Source organism: Pantoea wallisii (assembly GCF_002095485.1).
GTDB lineage: Bacteria > Pseudomonadota > Gammaproteobacteria > Enterobacterales > Enterobacteriaceae > Pantoea > Pantoea wallisii.
This window is the reverse complement of the sequence record NZ_MLFS01000026.1, coordinates 17,076-33,499: the sequence shown is the minus strand read 5'-3', so window position 1 is coordinate 33,499 and position 16,424 is coordinate 17,076. Positions and strand designations below refer to the sequence as shown.

13 protein-coding genes and 2 pseudogenes are annotated in these 16,424 nt (G+C 57.7%); 11 read left to right on the top strand and 4 right to left on the bottom strand.

Translation table 11 applies throughout. The annotated features are described in order from the left end of the window. The first annotated feature begins 58 nt into the window (after positions 1 to 58). The 3 genes from HA48_RS11130 to HA48_RS11120 are packed head-to-tail and all read left to right on the top strand — an operon-like array spanning position 59 to position 3,141. A complete protein-coding gene (locus tag HA48_RS11130; RefSeq protein WP_128601369.1) occupies positions 59 to 1,375 on the top strand; it encodes a PTS sugar transporter subunit IIC in 1,317 nt (438 codons plus the stop codon). Then, complete coding sequence (locus HA48_RS11125) at positions 1,375 to 1,689, top strand: PTS lactose/cellobiose transporter subunit IIA (protein ID WP_128601368.1); 315 nt, start codon at positions 1,375 to 1,377, stop codon at positions 1,687 to 1,689. Before HA48_RS11130 ends, HA48_RS11125 begins: the two co-directional genes overlap by 1 nt. Before the next feature lie 12 nt (positions 1,690 to 1,701). Then, positions 1,702 to 3,141: a glycoside hydrolase family 1 protein gene (locus HA48_RS11120; RefSeq protein ID WP_128601367.1), complete on the top strand. Its 1,440-nt coding sequence runs from the start codon at positions 1,702 to 1,704 to the stop codon at positions 3,139 to 3,141. A gap of 239 nt (positions 3,142 to 3,380) precedes the next feature. Here HA48_RS11120 and HA48_RS11115 read toward each other — a convergent pair whose 3' ends face one another. Next, entirely contained in the window at positions 3,381 to 4,400 is a 1,020-nt protein-coding gene (locus tag HA48_RS11115; protein ID WP_128601387.1) for a LacI family DNA-binding transcriptional regulator, read from the bottom strand. A 94-nt stretch (positions 4,401 to 4,494) separates the two neighbouring features. Further along, the gene (locus HA48_RS11110; RefSeq protein WP_128601366.1) at positions 4,495 to 5,142 is read right to left on the bottom strand and encodes a CPBP family intramembrane glutamic endopeptidase; all 648 of its coding nucleotides are present in this window, start codon (positions 5,140 to 5,142) and stop codon (positions 4,495 to 4,497) included. A 207-nt stretch (positions 5,143 to 5,349) separates the two neighbouring features. Here HA48_RS11110 and HA48_RS11105 point away from each other — a divergent pair. The 3 genes and pseudogenes from HA48_RS11105 to HA48_RS11095 all read left to right on the top strand — a co-directional run bounded on the left by HA48_RS11105 (position 5,350) and on the right by HA48_RS11095 (position 9,015). Further along, positions 5,350 to 7,940: pseudogene (locus tag HA48_RS11105) on the top strand (bifunctional diguanylate cyclase/phosphodiesterase). A 269-nt stretch (positions 7,941 to 8,209) separates the two neighbouring features. After that, positions 8,210 to 8,509 (top strand): I78 family peptidase inhibitor, encoded by a 300-nt coding sequence (locus HA48_RS11100; protein ID WP_128601365.1) that lies wholly within the window; start codon positions 8,210 to 8,212, stop codon positions 8,507 to 8,509. A 188-nt stretch (positions 8,510 to 8,697) separates the two neighbouring features. Beyond that, positions 8,698 to 9,015 (top strand): hypothetical protein, encoded by a 318-nt coding sequence (locus HA48_RS11095; protein ID WP_128601364.1) that lies wholly within the window; start codon positions 8,698 to 8,700, stop codon positions 9,013 to 9,015. 12 nt (positions 9,016 to 9,027) lie between these two features. Here the strand turns inward: HA48_RS11095 and HA48_RS11090 are convergent, their stop codons facing one another. Then, complete coding sequence (locus HA48_RS11090) at positions 9,028 to 9,279, bottom strand: biofilm development regulator YmgB/AriR family protein (protein WP_128601363.1); 252 nt, start codon at positions 9,277 to 9,279, stop codon at positions 9,028 to 9,030. Between the two features lie 390 nt (positions 9,280 to 9,669). On the opposite strand from HA48_RS11090, the gene HA48_RS11085 reads away from it, so the two are divergent. Continuing rightward, complete coding sequence (locus HA48_RS11085) at positions 9,670 to 10,890, top strand: multidrug efflux MFS transporter (protein ID WP_128601362.1); 1,221 nt, start codon at positions 9,670 to 9,672, stop codon at positions 10,888 to 10,890. Here HA48_RS11085 and HA48_RS11080 read toward each other — a convergent pair. Further along, positions 10,873 to 13,994: pseudogene (locus HA48_RS11080) on the bottom strand (beta-galactosidase). The gene HA48_RS11085 and the pseudogene HA48_RS11080 overlap by 18 nt on opposite strands. A 270-nt stretch (positions 13,995 to 14,264) precedes the next feature. On the opposite strand from HA48_RS11080, the gene HA48_RS22185 reads away from it, so the two are divergent. The 4 genes from HA48_RS22185 to lpxO all read left to right on the top strand — a co-directional run bounded on the left by HA48_RS22185 (position 14,265) and on the right by lpxO (position 16,386). After that, positions 14,265 to 14,411 carry a hypothetical protein gene (locus tag HA48_RS22185; protein ID WP_167377149.1) on the top strand — a complete coding sequence of 49 codons (147 nt, stop codon included), beginning with the start codon at positions 14,265 to 14,267 and terminating at the stop codon, positions 14,409 to 14,411. A gap of 213 nt (positions 14,412 to 14,624) precedes the next feature. Further along, a complete protein-coding gene (gene iraP, locus HA48_RS11075; protein ID WP_128601361.1) occupies positions 14,625 to 14,879 on the top strand; it encodes an anti-adapter protein IraP in 255 nt (84 codons plus the stop codon). A gap of 89 nt (positions 14,880 to 14,968) precedes the next feature. Further along, positions 14,969 to 15,274, top strand: a complete 306-nt coding sequence (locus HA48_RS11070; RefSeq protein ID WP_128601360.1) for a PsiF family protein — start codon at positions 14,969 to 14,971, stop codon at positions 15,272 to 15,274. Positions 15,275 to 15,474: 200 nt separating this feature from the next. After that, positions 15,475 to 16,386, top strand: coding sequence for a lipid A hydroxylase LpxO (gene lpxO, locus HA48_RS11065; RefSeq protein WP_128601359.1), 912 nt, complete (start codon positions 15,475 to 15,477; stop codon positions 16,384 to 16,386). The last annotated feature ends 38 nt before the right edge of the window (positions 16,387 to 16,424 follow it).

The following is a 16,424-nucleotide window of genomic DNA, read 5'->3' as shown; positions in this document are numbered from 1 at the left end:
AGCCTGTGGCGATCTCTGCAGGCTTATTCTCTTGTCGCCTGATGCAAGGAGCTCACTCATGAGCAGCATTAGTGAATCGTTATTTGGTGTGATTGAAAATCGCATCAGCCCGCTGGCCGGGCGTCTCTCCAGTCAGCGCCATGTGATCGCTATTCGCGATGGGTTTATCGCTTCAATGCCCTTTCTGATTGTTGGCTCGTTTATGCTGCTGTTCGCGCATCCGCCGTTTTCTGCCGACAGCTCATGGGCGTTTGCTCAGTGGTGGCTGGGGATGGTGAAAGTACACGAAGCGCAGATCATGATGCCCTATAACATGACGATGGGCATCATGGCGCTCTATATCGCCAGCGCCATCGCTTACAACCTGGCCAACAGCTATAAGATGAACGGCTTTATGGCAGCCAGCCTGTCGCTGATGGCCTTCCTGGTGGTGGCTGCCCCGCAGAGTGATAAAACCCTGCCGGTGGGATCACTCGGTGGCGAAGGGATCTTTACCGCGATTCTGGTGGCGCTGTTTGCCACCGAGCTGATGCATTTTCTGCAGAAGCGCAACATCGGCTTTAAGCTGCCGGAGCAGGTACCGCCGAAAATCCGCCAGTCGTTTGATCTGCTGATCCCTATCATCGCCATCTTTCTCACGCTGTTTCCGCTCAGCCTGTGGGTGCAGGCGCAGTTTGGCATGCTGTTACCGCAGGCGATCATGGCCATTTTTGCGCCGATCATCTCTGCATCCGATTCGCTGCCGGCGGTGCTGGTGGCTGTATTGCTGTGCCATATGCTGTGGTTTGCCGGCATCCACGGCGCCGTGATCGTCGGCGGGATTTTGCAGGCGTTCTGGCTGACTAATCTGGGGCTTAACCAGCAGGCACTCAACGCCGGCGAACCGATTAGCCATGTGTTTATCGAACCCTTCTGGCAGTTCTTTATTGTGATTGGCGGCTCCGGCTCAACCATGGGCTTAGTCCTGCTCTATCTGCGCAGTCAGTCGGCGCACCTGCGCTCTATCGGCAAGCTGAGCATCGTGCCGAGCATATTCAATATCAATGAGCCGGTGATTTTTGGTTCGCCGGTGGTCATGAACCCGATTCTGTTTATCCCGTTTCTCTGTGCGCCGCTGGTGAATGCGGTGATCGCCTGGACAGCCACCAAAACCAATCTGATCAACCATGTGGTGTCGCTGGCACCGTGGACGACGCCTGCACCGATCGGCGCGGCCTGGTCAACCGGCTGGGACTGGCGCGTCATCGTATTGATCGCGGTGCTGGTCGCAATCGCCACGCTGATCTACTACCCGTTTTTCAAAATGTATGAACGTCAGCTGCTGCTGCAGGAGCAGGAACAAGCCGTCGTAGCGCAACCGGTTAAGGAGTCATGATGGAAATTGATGAAAGTACGGTAATGGAGCTGATCATTCAGGCAGGAGAGGCCCGCTCCTGTTCGATGGAGGCGCTGCGGGCGGCACGACAACAGGACTGGACGCGCGCCGACGCGATGCTGACGGAGGCCACCCAGGCGGCAAAAGCCGCGCACCGCATTCAGACTGAACTGATCGGGGCAGACGAAGGCTGCGGCAAAATCCCGGTGAACCTGATCATGGTGCACGCGCAGGATCACCTGATGAACGCCATGCTCTGCCGTGAACTGGCGGAAGAGATCATCCAGCTGCGGCGCGAACTGGCCGCATGTTAATAAGGAGAGTGCATGCAACATCATAACCCTGGCGCGTTTCCGGACGGTTTTCTGTGGGGCGCATCAACTTCGGCGTATCAGGTGGAGGGCGCATGGAATGAGGACGGCAAAGGGCCATCGGTAATCGATAAAGCCACCTTCCATGACGGCATTACGGATTTCACCGTCACCAGCGATCACTATCACCGCTTTAAAGAGGATATCGCGCTGCTGGCGGAGATGGGACTGAAAACGTATCGCTTCTCAATTGCCTGGAGCCGCCTCTATCCGGACGGCGATGGCGAACTCAATCCGGCGGGTGTGGCCTTCTATCAGCAACTGATTAATGAGATCTGCCGTCAGGGGATTGAGCCATTGGTTACGCTGTACCACTTTGACCTGCCGTGGGCGCTGCAGCAGGATGGCGGCTGGTCGAACCGCCGTACCGTGGCGGCCTTTGAACGCTTCGCCATAACCTGCTTTGAGCAGTATGGTCAGCAGGTGAAGTACTGGCTGACCATCAATGAGCAGAACATGATGATCCTCAAAGGCGATGTGATCGGCACGCTGCCGCCGGGCACGCCGGACCCGCAGAGAACCTTGTACCAGCAGAATCACCATATGATGCTGGCGCAGGCCAAAGCGATGGTCGCCTGTCATCAACGTCTGCCACAGGCCAAAATCGGCCCGGCACCTAACATCTCCTGTATCTATGCCGCCAGCGCCCGGCCTGAAGATGTGCTGGCAGCGGATAACTTTTCCGCCCTGCGTAACTGGCTGTATCTCGATCTGGCCGTGCATGGCCGTTACAACAATGTGGTATGGGCCTTTCTGCAACAGCGTGGCTGGCTCCCCACTATTGAAGCCGACGATATGGCGACCATTGCTGCCGGTAAGCCGGACTTTATCGCCTTTAACTACTACGCGTCCGCCACGGTCAGCGCCGACATGCCGGAGGTCGCGCGTGGCGAGCTGAACAGCAAGCAACAGGCCGATCAGCAGATGGCAGGCATCGATAAAACGGTATATGTGGGTTGCAACAATCCGCATCTGAAGCAGAACCAGTTTGGCTGGTATATCGATCCGGTGGGTTTCCGCATCACCGCGCGTGAGATCTATGCGCGCTATGCGCTGCCGCTGATCGTCACCGAAAACGGCCTCGGCGCATTTGATACGCTGGAGGCGGGTAACAAAATCTATGACGACTACCGTATCGCCTATTTACGTGAGCATATTGCGCAGCTGCGGCTGGCGATTGCGGATGGGGTCGAGCTGTTTGGCTACTGTCCGTGGTCAGCGATCGATCTGGTGAGCACGCATCAAGGGATCAGCAAGCGCTATGGCTTTGTCTACGTTAATCGCGATGAGCAGGATTTGAAGGATCTGGCGCGCTACCGCAAGAAGAGTTTCTTCTGGTATCAGCAGCTCATAGCCAGCAACGGGACGACGCCTGATGCGCAGATAGAGTATTGACGATGACCCTGCGGATCTGGCGGCCCTGCGGCGGGTCGCTACTCCGAAACAAAAGCGTTGGATGTTCAGAAACAGCGACATGATGATAAAGGGAAGAGGGGAGCGTGAGGTAAGCCCGGACGTCACGCGGCAGGGATGCCGCGCGACGAGGCCCGCATGAACGCGGCCGTTAACGTTCCGTGCGTGCTCATGCGCTCCTCTGACCATACTCAGTAGCCGCAGCGATGAAATGTGTACAGTTACCGGCCTTTAAATGGCCCATCGGCAACCGAAGCGCGTTCGATTAACCGTCCGCTAAAAGGCGGCAGCGGGTTCACATCCTCACCTTCCAGCATCGCCACCAGCTGCGCCAGCGTATGCTGAATCATCTCCGCCACCGGCACATGCACGGTGGTCAACGGCGGCAGGAAAAATTCCGCCATGCGAATATCGTCGAACCCCATCAGTGACACATCCTGCGGCAACCGTCGACCGGCAGCACTCAGCGCCAGTGCGGCACCAATCGCCATGTCATCATTACTCGCCATTAACGCACTGAACGGCACGCCGGAGGCCAGCAGCTGCCGGGTCGCCAGCTGGCCGCTCTCTGGCGTCCACGCACCTGGCAACACGCGCTCATCGGCAAACGGCAACGCATGCGCCGTCAGCGCCTGGCGATACCCCGCCAAACGGGCGGCGGCAGTTGGCGAGCCGGGCAGGCCGCTGATAAACGCAATCTCATGATGGCCGCGCTCAATCAGGTAACTCACCGCATCAAACGTATTTTGCTGGTGCGAGGCCCAAACACAGTGCTCAGGGTGCTGCTGCAGCTGGCGATTCACCACCATAATCGGGATATCGTGCTGATCGATAATGGCTTCCAGCGCGGCGGTATCAAGAAAGCGGGGATAGATAATGATGGCGTCACAACGTAGATCGAGCAGAAACTCAATGGCCGCGCGCTCATCATCAGCACAGGTTTTACCGTCGGCAAGAATCAGCTGGCGGCCGTAATTGTTGGTTAACGTGGCGGTTTGATACAGCAGTTCACTAAAGTAGGGGCCGTTAAATAGCGAATGCGTCACGATAAGGCCAATATTCTGCGACTTCTGCGTGGCCAGGCTGCGCGCCAGCAGGTTGGGCCGGTAGCCGGTCTCCTCAATCGCCTTAAACACCTTCTGCTGCGTGGTTTTACTGACATAGCGATTGCCCGCCAGCACGCGCGACACGGTTGCTTTAGAAACGCCAGCCTTACGGGCTACATCCAGCATGGTAATCATCAGCGTTACGACCATCATTCCTTAATGCTTAAAACGCGATACTACCTGAAATCGCTGGCAAATTAAGGGCGGCGTGAATAAACAGTGAGGGCGATCAGGCGTAAAACCAGGCGGGCAAAATAGCGATAAGATTATTCAGCGTATGCAGGAAGATCGGCAGCGCCAGGCTACTGCTGCGCAGGCGTGCATAGCACAGCAGCAGAGAGAACAGCGTCAGCGCCACTACGGTTTCCCAGTGCACGTACTGCGTATGCATGGCGGCAAACAGCAGCGACGTCAGCAGCATACAGGCAAAGCGGCTCTTCGGTGCCCACAGCAGAAATGCCTGCAGCAGGAAGCCGCGGAACAGCACCTCTTCGAATACCGGCGCCAGCAAGACCGCCGTCAGCAGCAGGATCAGCATTGAGGTACGCCCCTGCTGGCTCTGCTCAATCAGCCAGCCCTCCGGCTGTAAAAACTGCGTTTGTGCCACCATCAGCACAAACAGCGCGCCGATAAATAGCAGCGCCTGACCGGGACGCAGAAAACCGAGCGGAATATCCGTGCGGCGCTGGCAGTAAAAACGGTAGAGCGGATAGATCACCGCGAACTCAAACAGACACAGCACCGGCACCAGTAAACCGTTATTACGCAGCGCCCCATAGTTGGGGAACAGCGTAATCAGCATGGTAACGAGGTAATAAACCACAAAGCTACCAACGTAGAACAGCGTTAACGTAACTTTGTCGGATTGGGTGTCCATAGGCGACTCAGCGGGCAGAGGAAACCGCATAGTAGCAATGGCGATCACCGCTGTCGAGGTGCGTAGCCGGACATTTCTGCCTGTACAAATATTCCACCCTGAAGACTAAATCTGTCGCCCGCTGCGCCGATAACCGAAAAAACGATGACAGGGCCGCGCGGCCAGCGCGACCACCTTTTTGCTGCCTCTGTTTCGCGAGCACGACGCATGAATTCTGAGTATCATCGGCACGTCAGCTTAGCTGCCAGAGCCAATATGGAAGCACACACGGTGCGCATCACGCGGCGCAGCTTACGCACGCTCTCCTCGCTACTGTTTGGCGTAATGCTGCTCTCCATGCTGCTGGTGTTGATTGTCGCCCACAGGCAGAACGCCGAAGCGATGCACCAGGATGAGAACCTGCTGCGCCAGGCGTGGCAGACGCAGCAGCATGAGCTGCTCACCAATGTACGCGACTACGCCACCTGGGGCGAAGCGTGGAAAAACCTGCACCTGACCGTGAACAAAGCGTGGGCGTGGGATGAAGAGAACTTTGGCGCCGATCTCTACAAAGAGTATCACTACGATGGCGTGTTCGTGATTGATGGCGCAGACCAGACGCGCTATACGCTGGTGCGCGGTGCACTGTCGGACGCGTCGCTGGAGAGCTGGCTGGGCGCACAGAGCGCCGGGCTGATCGCTGCCGCGCGCAGGCAGCCGCTGCAGGGCGTTGTGCACAGCGCCCTGATTAATCAACAACCGGCCATGATTGCGGCTATTCCGATTAGCGTTGGCAAAGTGCCGAATCTGCCGAACCGCCTGGCCCACCGTCCGTAATGGTGTTCATCAATATCTTCACGCCTGATAAATTACTGGCGCTGGGGAGTGCGCTTAACGTGCAGCACCCCCGGATAGCAAGCGACCTGAGCGATGCACTGATTGAGCCGCGCATGGTGGAGCCGACACTGAGCGGAGAACCGCTGGTAATTCGCTGGCAGCCGCGACAGCCGGGCATGGGGTTGATCTGGCTGGTCATGCCGCTACTGCTGTTTACCGCGCTGGCGATTGCGCTGGTCACGCGCCGGGTAATTCGTCACGCATTACATAATGCAGTGATCTCCGATCGGCGCTTTGAAATGCTGGTTATCAGCCAGCGCGAGCTGGCCAACAGTGAAGAGCGTTTCCGCGACCTCGCCGAGGCAGCCTCGGACTGGATTTGGGAGATCGACGATCAGGGCCGCCTCTGCTATCTCTCATCACGCTTCACGCGCGTGACCGGGCATGACGTGAAACCCTGGCTGGGGCGCCACCTCGATCAGCTCCTGAGCCACCCCAGCCATTCGCTGGTGGCATCGCTGATACGACAGTGTGACGATGTGCAGCAGACGCCGCAGCGCTGCCAGTTTCTCTCTGCCAGCGGCGAGCGGCGGATTGGTCAGCTGGCGGCAAAAGCGATTGTGCGTAACGGCCTGCGCGTCGGTTTTCGCGGCACGGTGTCCGATGTCACGCACGAAGTGGACGCTGAGGCGCGCATTCAGTTTCTGTCGCGCCATGACATGCTCACCGGGCTGGCGAACCGCATGCAGCTGCAGGAGTTTCTCACCGGCCATCTGGAGAGCGTAACGGAAGAGGAGCCGATCTACGTCATCAGCTTCGATCTCGATCAGTTCAAACCGATTAACGATACCTGGGGCCATACGGTTGGCGATGTGGTGCTGAATCAAACCTCGCAGCGGCTACAAAACCTGATCGGCCCGGGCGAACTGGCGGCCCGGCTGGGCGGTGACGAATTTATCCTGATTCTGCGGGCCAGCAGTCGCGCGGCGGTGGAGTATCGCTGCCGCGCCTTGCAGCGTGCGGTACACCAGCCGATTATCAGCGGTTCACATCAGCTCAACCTGACCGCCAGCATGGGCATTGTCTGCGCACCGCAGGATGCCGCGCAGCCGGAAGCGCTGCTGAGGCTGGCAGATATTGCGTTGGGCCAGGCCCGTAGCGACGGGCGCGATCGCTGGGTGTGGTACTCAACTGATATGGCCAGCCATTTGCAGTCGAAACGTGACATGGTGCAGGCGATCGAAGATGCGCTGCGTACCGATGCGTTTACGCTGCACTACCAGCCGCGCTATCAGCTGCAAAGTAGGCAGCTGGCAGGGGCAGAAGCGCTGATTCGCTGGCAAAACAGTGACGATCAGTGGATTACGCCGGATCGCTTTATCCCGTTAGCCGAGGAGAACGGGCTCATCGCCGCCATCAGTGATTGGGTGCTGATGCGCGCCTGTCACGATGCGCGTGACTGGGGCGAGCCACGCTACGTCTCCGTCAACATTTCGCCGGTCGAGTTTCGCCATCCCGGGCTGGTGGAGCGCGTAGCGCATGCGCTGGCGCAGAGCGGTTTACCGGCAACGCGGCTGGAACTGGAGATCACTGAAAACGTCACGTTTGAAGATCCGGATCGCGCGCTGGAGATTATGCAGGGGCTGCGGGCGCTGGGCGTACGGCTGACGGTGGATGATTTCGGCACCGGCTATGCGGCGTTGGGATACCTGAAAACCTTCCCCTTCAACGGCCTGAAAATCGATCGGTCATGGATGAAGGAGTTTCCTGAATCAAAACAAGCGCAATCCGTGGTGGCGGGTATCGTCGGTCTGGCGCGTGCCTTTGCGCTCACCATTACGGCGGAGGGAATTGAGACAGAAGCGCAGTTGAACGAGCTGAAAGCGCTCTCCTGCGAAGAGGGGCAGGGCTACTTTCTGGGGCGGCCGATGCCGCTGAGCACGTTCAACGCGCGTCTGCATCAGGAGCAAAATCAGGCTTAGCGGACCCGCACGGCGACGAATGTCATCAACGCGGCGAAGCCAATAAAGATTATCAGTTCCATCACTGCCTCCTCAGATAATTCTTAGTTAATTGTAGTGTCTGAATGCGTATTTTTTAGACAGAGTGTGCGATTAATCTGAAGGAGTGAGAGAAAGATCGCGCTTTTACCGCACTTATACGACGAGTCTGCTGGAAAAATTTCCGCTTCACGGGCACGCTTTGCTACTCTCTGCAAACCGGTTGTCTATTAATCCAGGAGGAAAAACTCGTGACCCATTATGGAAAAGCGCTGCTGCTCACGGCGATGTTCGCCTTAACCGCCTGCCAGTCTGCCAGCAAAACGGACACGGCCGCAGCGGCCAGCCACGATCCGGAAACCGATCAGTGCGGCGCCTCGCAGTTTCAGAATTACGTGGGCCAGCCGCTGAAAGCCCTCGACAACAAGCGTTTTGATGTACCGGTACGTGCCATTCCGTGGAACGGTGCGGCCACCATGGACTTTAATCTGCGTCGCCTGAACTTCATGGGCGATCGCAGCGGCAACATCTCTCAGGTTTACTGCGGATAAAACGAAACAGACATCGCATTGTCATTGGGCTGTCATAGCGCCGGGCGAGGATAGCTGCGCATTACGAAGATTTCCTCGTCACTCTCGAATATGCAATGCTCGTCTTGTTTATTCCCGCTCCGGCGGGAATTTTTTTACCTGCGGATTGCCGCTGCATGATGAATAAGCGATTTGAACGAGGAGCAATAATGAAAAACGTATCAAAATACCTGCTGTTAACCCTGCTGCTCAGCCCGCTGGCGCAGGCATCCAGTGAAGCCGCCTGGCAGCAATACGCTAAAACCCGGCAGCAGGCCTGCCTGAAAGCCAGCAGCCTCAACGCCGTGAAGGTGGTGGGCCAACCGGTTGAGTATGACGATAGCGTGGGCTACGATGCGCTGCTGCTGGAGGGGCGCTATCCGCAAAAGCATATGAAAAACCAGATCGGGCGTGAACTGTGCCTGTATCAGCGTCAGAGCGGCAGGGCGGCGGTAAGCGATGCCGACCACCTGCGAGCCGTAAAGTAGCCGCAAGGGCCGCTACGTCTGCGGCCCGGATTCGAGCAGCTGGGCCAGCAGATTGCGATAACTCTGCAGTCGCTGCTCATCCCCCTCAAATTCAAGCCGGGCGATCACGCGGGCAATCACCGCTTTGCTGGTGGCGGGTTGTCCGTCGTCCATCAGTTCACGCATGATCGCCGCCAGCAGATCGCTCTCATGCGGCGCGTGCCAGGCGGGGCTGTTAAAGTAGTCGGTAATCGCCCGACTGGCGCTATCAGGCTGCGTTCTCATAGCTGACCTCCGCAGAGACAACGATGCTCACCGCCTTGAATTGGCAGCATGGGAAATACGGGTTAAGCATGCGAACTGTCCAGAACGGGCAGCGCGTCGCCAGTGATAACTGGTGATTTTTTAAACATAGTTGCGGTGATGAATATTGTCAGTAATGAATAGACATATTTTTTCACGTTTAGTGAGTGTCGCGATGCGCTTATCTTGCGGAGATGAGTGTTATCGCACATAAAGCCACTACAAAACCGGCGCATCGCCCTATTTGCTGTGAGCAGAATCACGCTCAGCAGTGTAAAACTGCGTTTTTCCGCGCATGCCATGTTTTGCCGTCCGGCAATGTTGCAGGATTGTTAGACTGCAGCCTCCTCTTATTTTTTGATATCCGCGCCCATGTTACGCTCCCTTGAGTCCTGGAAGATCAACCTGATCTCGGTCTGGTTTGGCTGCTTCTTTACCGGACTGGCGATCAGCCAGATCATCCCCTTCCTGCCGCTGTATGTTGAAGAGCTGGGGATTCGCGGCGATAACGCGCTCAGCATCTGGTCCGGGCTCACGTTCAGTATCACCTTTATTGTCTCCGCTGCCGTCGCGCCACTCTGGGGCAGCCTTGCCGATCGTAAAGGGCGCAAGCTGATGCTGCTGCGCGCCTCCTTTGGCATGGGCGCGGTGATTTTGCTACAGGCTTTTGTTACGCAGGCGTGGCAGCTGCTGCTGCTGCGTGCGCTGATGGGACTCACCTCCGGCTATATACCCAACGCCATGGCGCTGGTGGCGGCGCAGGTGCCGCGCGAGCGCAGCGGCTGGGCGCTAAGCTGTGTCTCTACCGGGCAGATCGGCGGGGTGATCCTCGGACCGATGATTGGCGGGCTCCTGGCCGACTGGCTGGGCCTGCGCATGGTGTTTATCGTGACCGCCGTGCTGCTGATGGTGAGTTTTCTCGTTACGCTCTTCCTGATCAGAGAAACCGGCTACACGCCCGTCAGCAAGCAGGACAAACTGAGCGGCCGTGATGTGTTCCGCAGCCTCGATAATCCGCGCCTGATGATCTGCCTGTTCGTCACCACCATGGTGATTCAGATGTGTAACGGCTCGGTGAACCCAATCCTGACGCTTTTTGTACGTGAGCTGGCGCCGGACGCGCAGAACATCGCGTTCCTTAGCGGCGTAATCGCCGCGCTGCCGGGCGTCTCCGCGCTGATAGCCGCACCGCGCCTCGGCAAACTTGGCGATCGCATTGGCACGCAGCGTATCCTGATCGCCACCATGATTGTCTCACTGCTGCTGCTGATCGCCATGTCGTTTGTCACCAGCGCAACGCAGCTGGGTGTGCTGCGTTTCCTGCTGGGTTTCGCCGACGGCGCGATGATGCCTGCCGTACAGACGCTGCTGGTGCGCCACTCACGCGATAACGTCACCGGGCGCATCTTCGGGTATAACCAGTCCTTTATGTACCTTGGCAACGTCGCCGGGCCGCTGCTCGGCGCGGCGGTATCGGCTGTCACCGGCTATCGCTGGGTCTTTTTTGCCACGGCGATCGTGGTGCTGCTCAACGTGGTGTTACTGCAGCGCTTCTACCGCCGGCCGAAAACCGAGCTACCCGTGCGCCGGTGATTTAGCGCACTCGCCCGGACGCTGCGACTGGCGCAGCGTCAGCGCGTATTGCCAGCGCCGTCCGGAGAGTAAAAACTCCGGGCTGACGCTCGGGCTCCAGGAGTCATCGCCGCCGACGCCCATATGGAAGCCGTCGAGATGCAGCCAGCAGCCCGCTTCGGCGTGCAGCAGATGGCGGTGCGACGTATCACGCAGCTGTTCAAGGCTGTAGCGGCTAAGCGAGAAGGCGAAATTACCACTAACCTGCCAGCTTCCGCTGTCGAGCTGACGCGTACCGCAGCGCAGGCCATTCTCACCCGGGAACACATAGGCGGTGCTGAGTGCCGCCAGCGGCAGTTGCCAGCGGGAAAACTGTGCCGCCAGCTGCCGATCCGGATAGTTTTCATGCGGGCCCAGGCCGAGCCAGCTCACCTGCTGCGGTGCCCTGACCAGCTGACAGCGCAGACCAACGCGTGCCGGCGGCGGCAGGCCGGCCGCCTGCTCAACCTCAACGCTAAGCGAGACGTCGCCGCTGCCGCTGATAACGTAGCGCTTATGGCTGGTGAATAACGGCTCGCCGTTGCTCATCCACTGATGCCAGGTTTCGATCTGCACAGCGTGCTTCAGGCTGTCGATGTGCATCTCCAGCAACTGTGCTTCAGCCTGGTCATAACCGGCGCGTTTCCAGCGCTCCACCCAGGCGTTGGGATCGACATTTGCGGCTTCGCTGGTACCGATATCGTTATCAATCGGCGCGCGAATAAAGCACTCCTGCAGCGGCGTCAGCATGGTCTCCTCATCATTGACCCACCACTGCACCAGCTCACCGCTACGACGCGAAAAGTGCCAGCGCTGGTGCGGCAGCACCACGGCAACCAGATCGTGATGGGTGGTGACCTCCGGTGCCGTCACGCTGAGCGGGAAGGCGCGCGCGGGCAGGGCGGCAGGCAGACGCCACTGATCCCAGGCGACGCGGGCACCCGCTTCTGACCACGGCGTGGCGTCGGCTGATGCACGGCCAGATTGAGCCACGCCTCGCCCTGCAGCGGCCCGGGTTGCGGCACGGTAAAACTCTGGCTGCCCTGCGCAGGCAGATCGAGCGGCCACTCACCGCGGGCAATGGGCTGGCCCTCCTGCTCAATCGTCCAGTACAGCACTTCGTTATCGCTGTGGCGGAACAGATATTCGCTGGTCACGGTGAAGCGCCAGGGATCGGTGGCATCGGGCTGAAACTGGAAGAACTGCTGCGCACGCTGTGCTTCAAACAGCGCCGGGTGCGGTGAACGATCGGCGAACACCAGACCATTCATGCAGAACTGGCGGTCATTGGGGGAGTCGCCAAAATCCCCGCCGTAAGCCTGCCACGGCTGCTGATTTTCGTCATAGCGCGTCAGGCTCTGATCTACCCAATCCCAGACAAAGCCGCCCTGCAGGCGGGGAAACTGCCGAAACGCCTGCCAGTATTTGGCAAAGCCGCCCAGGCTGTTACCCATGGCGTGCGCATATTCACACAGAATCAGCGGACGCTGTTCGCCCGGCAGACCAATCCACTTTTTCAGCGACCACTTCGGCACCGCAGGGAAGGGTTGATCCTGATCGACGCGCGCATACATCGGGCAGACAATGTCGGTGGCGGCAGTGTTGGCGCCGCCGCCTTCGTACTGTACCGGACGGGTCGCATCGCTGCTTTTAACCCACTGCCAAAGCGCGTCATGCGTACTGCCGTGGCCCGATTCATTGCCCAGCGACCAGATAATAATGCAGGCGTGATTACGGTCGCGCTGCACCATACGCGTGACGCGCTCGCTGTAAGCGGCGAACCAGCGCGGGTCGGCGGAGAGTCGATTCATCGGCTGCATGCCGTGGGTCTCAATGTTGGCCTCATCCACCACGTACAGACCATAGCGATCGCACAGGCGATACCACAGCGGGTGGTTGGGATAGTGCGCGCAGCGCACCGCATTGAAGTTGTGGCGCTTCATCAGTTCGATGTCGCGGCGCATGCTGGCCTCATCCACCACCTGACCCTTTTCCGGATGGTGCTCGTGACGGTTGACGCCGCGAATCAGCAACGGTTTACCGTTAAGGCATAGCTGGCCGTGCTCAATGGAGACGCGGCGGAAACCGACATCATAGGCTTCCGCTTCAATCAGCGTATCGTTCTCATCCAGCAAAGCGACGACGGCGCGATAGAGATGCGGTGTTTCAGCGCTCCACAGCAGCGGCTGCATAATTGGCAAAATCAGCAGCGCGCGCTCGGGATAGTGACCGCGTTCGTCAACGATGCTGCTGCCCGGTGCCTGCTGCTGCTGTGCAATACATTCGTCGCCGCGCCACAGGCTGACGCGCAGGCGCAGCTGGCTGAGGGCGCGATCGCCCGGCTGGATGTTGACGCTGACGCGCAGATCGCCGCGAAGATACTCCGGGCTTAGCGCGGTCTCTATCTGCACATCACTGAGCCGGGTGGCGGGTTTATGCAGCAGGGTCACATCGCGGAAAATACCGCTCATGCGCCACATATCCTGATCTTCCAGATAGCTGCCGTCGCTCCAGCGCAGCACCATAACGGCCAGCCGGTTCTGCCCGGGCCGTAGCGCATGGCTGAGGTCAAACTCTGCAGGCAGACGACTATCCTGCGAATAGCCAATCCATTCGCCGTTGCACCACAGGAAGAACGCAGAGTTGACGCCGTCAAACACGATGCGCGTCTGGCCCGAGCCAGACCAACTCTCATCGACTTTGAATGTGAGCGAATAACATCCGGTAGGATTTTCCCGGGGCACAAAGGGTGGATTGACCGGAATCGGGTACTGTACGTTGGTATAGATTGGCGCGTCATAACCGTGCAGCTGCCAGTTGGCGGGCACCGGAATGGAGGCTGCTCCCGGTAGATCCTGCAGCAGCCAGCTTTGTGGCACCGCTTCCGGTCGGGCAAAGTAGCTGAATGTCCACTGGCCGTTGAGAAGCTGACATGACGAGGAGGGGCGATCGTCGCGCGCGCTGATCTCATCACGCCAGCTGGCGAAGGGCGGGTGCGCATCCAGGCGGTTAAGGCTGGTAATCACAGGGTTTTCCCAGTCGCGGCGCGCCAGGATGTCACTCAGAGAAGCAGCAGCTAAATTCATGGTACCCTCTCACTCATTGTAGTGCGCTCACATTGCGCGAAAATACGGTAGCTGTAAAGCAGCTATTACGTGTTATGCGCATCGTGACACGCCTGCAAACGCGCTCCGATTTTTTACGTCTTGATCTGTGGGTTTTTTGCCGGGCTCGTGTCACTAAAACGTTAAGCGTAGTGAGCAGAGATGAATAGCGCCGGGTTGCGGAGAATTCTGTATTGTCGGGCCATTTGCTGCCTCATACACTCAGCCCGTTTTCACTCTTCAGAGGTAATTATGGTGCGTATTATTAAACTGACTGCCGTCCTGGCACTGGTTACTGCGTTAAGCGGTTGTCTTTTCCCGCCGCCGGGCGGTGGCGGTGGTGGCTGGGGTGGTCCGGGTGGCGGCGGTCCGGGCCACGGCTATCAGGGACCACGTTAATTCCGCGCCAGCGGTGACGTAAACCAGACCTGCGAAACGTTTCAACCGCGGCACCGATCGCCAGTGAAACGTTTCGCCGCTAAATAGTGAAATTTATTCGTTTTTTTACGCTTCGCCTGGCGCGCTTTTTTCCGGAAACGCGGGCGAAAACGCTTGTTGTTTTATTCCTCTCAATGCTAACGTCAGGTCTCCCTCTCTCACCGGGTTAAGCGCATGAAAAACCTGATTGCGGAACTCCTGCTCAAACTGGCAGAAAAAGAAGAAGAGTCTAAAGAGTTAGTCGTCCAGGTTGAGGCATTAGAGATTGTGCTGACGGCCATGCTGCGAAAACTCGATCCTCACCATTTCGATGAGATCGTCACCGGTATTGAAACCGCTATGCCGCCTCTGGCACCGGGCGCGGAAACCACAGATACCCTCATGCTGCGAAATTACGTGGAAAAACTGCTGAAGCACCCCCGAATATAATTCTGCCTTTTTTGTTCTGTCAGACTCTTTTCCGCTTTGCTTATTCCGTGCCATGCTTAACAGGTAATCATTTCACGGAGATACCGGCTATGAAATCGTGGTTATCAGTAATGATGGCAGCAGGTCTGCTGCTGGCGGGCGGCGCAGGCGCGGCGGAAAAAACCGCGCAGCAGGAGACGATGGCGCTGTGTAGTCAGCACGCTGCCACACAAAATCTTAAAGGGGATGCGCGTAAAAGCTTTATGAGCGAATGCCTGAAGAGAGACAGCAAAGCGGGTAATATGACACCGCAACAAATGAAAATGAAAAGCTGTAATAGTGCAGCAGGCGATAAAAATCTCACCGGTGATGAACGTAAAACCTTTATGAGTAGCTGCCTGAAAAAAAGCGCATAACGTGACAAGCGGCCTGCGTGCCGCTTTTTTTATCCCCCGCATCAACTCGTTTAGCTCTGGTTTATAAAGCCCGCAGGAAACGGCACGCGCTGCCAAAACTTTACAAACAGCATACCTAAAATCCTCCTCCTTCCACTTTATCTCCTCTGCGCGTTGTAGCGCACAGATCTATTTAACGTGCAACATAAGGAACCCGTTGTATGGTCGCTGCGATCATTCTTGGTATTTTTATTATTAGCGTCATCTATGCCCATTCACGTGGTGTGGAAAAACAGAAATTTTCCCGACAGCTATTTGATCACTCCACGTTTATGGCCCCGATAAATATGTTTATGACCGGCCTGTCGACACTGCCGGCGAAAAAACCTTACTTTCCGACAGAAGATTTCCCCGAGTTACGTCAGCTCACGGAGAACTGGCAGGTTATCCGTGATGAGGCAATCCGGCTGCAGGATCACATAAAGGTGGCGCAGACGCATAACGATGCCGGGTTCAATACGTTCTTCAAACGCGGCTGGAAACGGTTCTACCTGAAGTGGTATGGCGAGGCGCACCCGTCAGCGCGTGAGTTATGTCCGGTGACGACCGCTCTGGTCAGCCGCATTCCCGGCGTTAAAGCGGCGATGTTTGCCGAACTCCCGCCCGGCAGCCATCTGGGCAAGCATCGCGATCCTTATGCGGGATCGGTGCGTTATCATCTGGGACTGCAGACGCCAAACGACGATCGCTGCTTTATTGAGGTTGACCGGCAGCGCCACAGCTGGCGCGATGGTGAAGCGGTAATCTTTGATGAAACCTACGTGCACTGGGCGCAGAACGAGAGCGAACAGACGCGTATTATTCTGTTCTGCGATATCGAACGGCCAATGAAGTGGCGCTGGGCGCAGGCAGTTAACCATTGGGTGGGTTCAACGCTGATGTCAGCGGCGGCATCTCCGAACGATGAGAGTGATCGGACTGGCTACATCAACCGTATCTTCAAATATGTCTATGCGCTGCGCGATGCCGGCCAAAACCTGAAAAAACGTAATCGTCGTCTCTATTACTGGGTGAAGCATGGGCTGATCGCGGCCATCTTTGCGGCTATCATCGTTCCCAGCGTATTCCTCTGACAGCTTCTGATCCCTCCTGAAAGCGGCGGATAAACAGT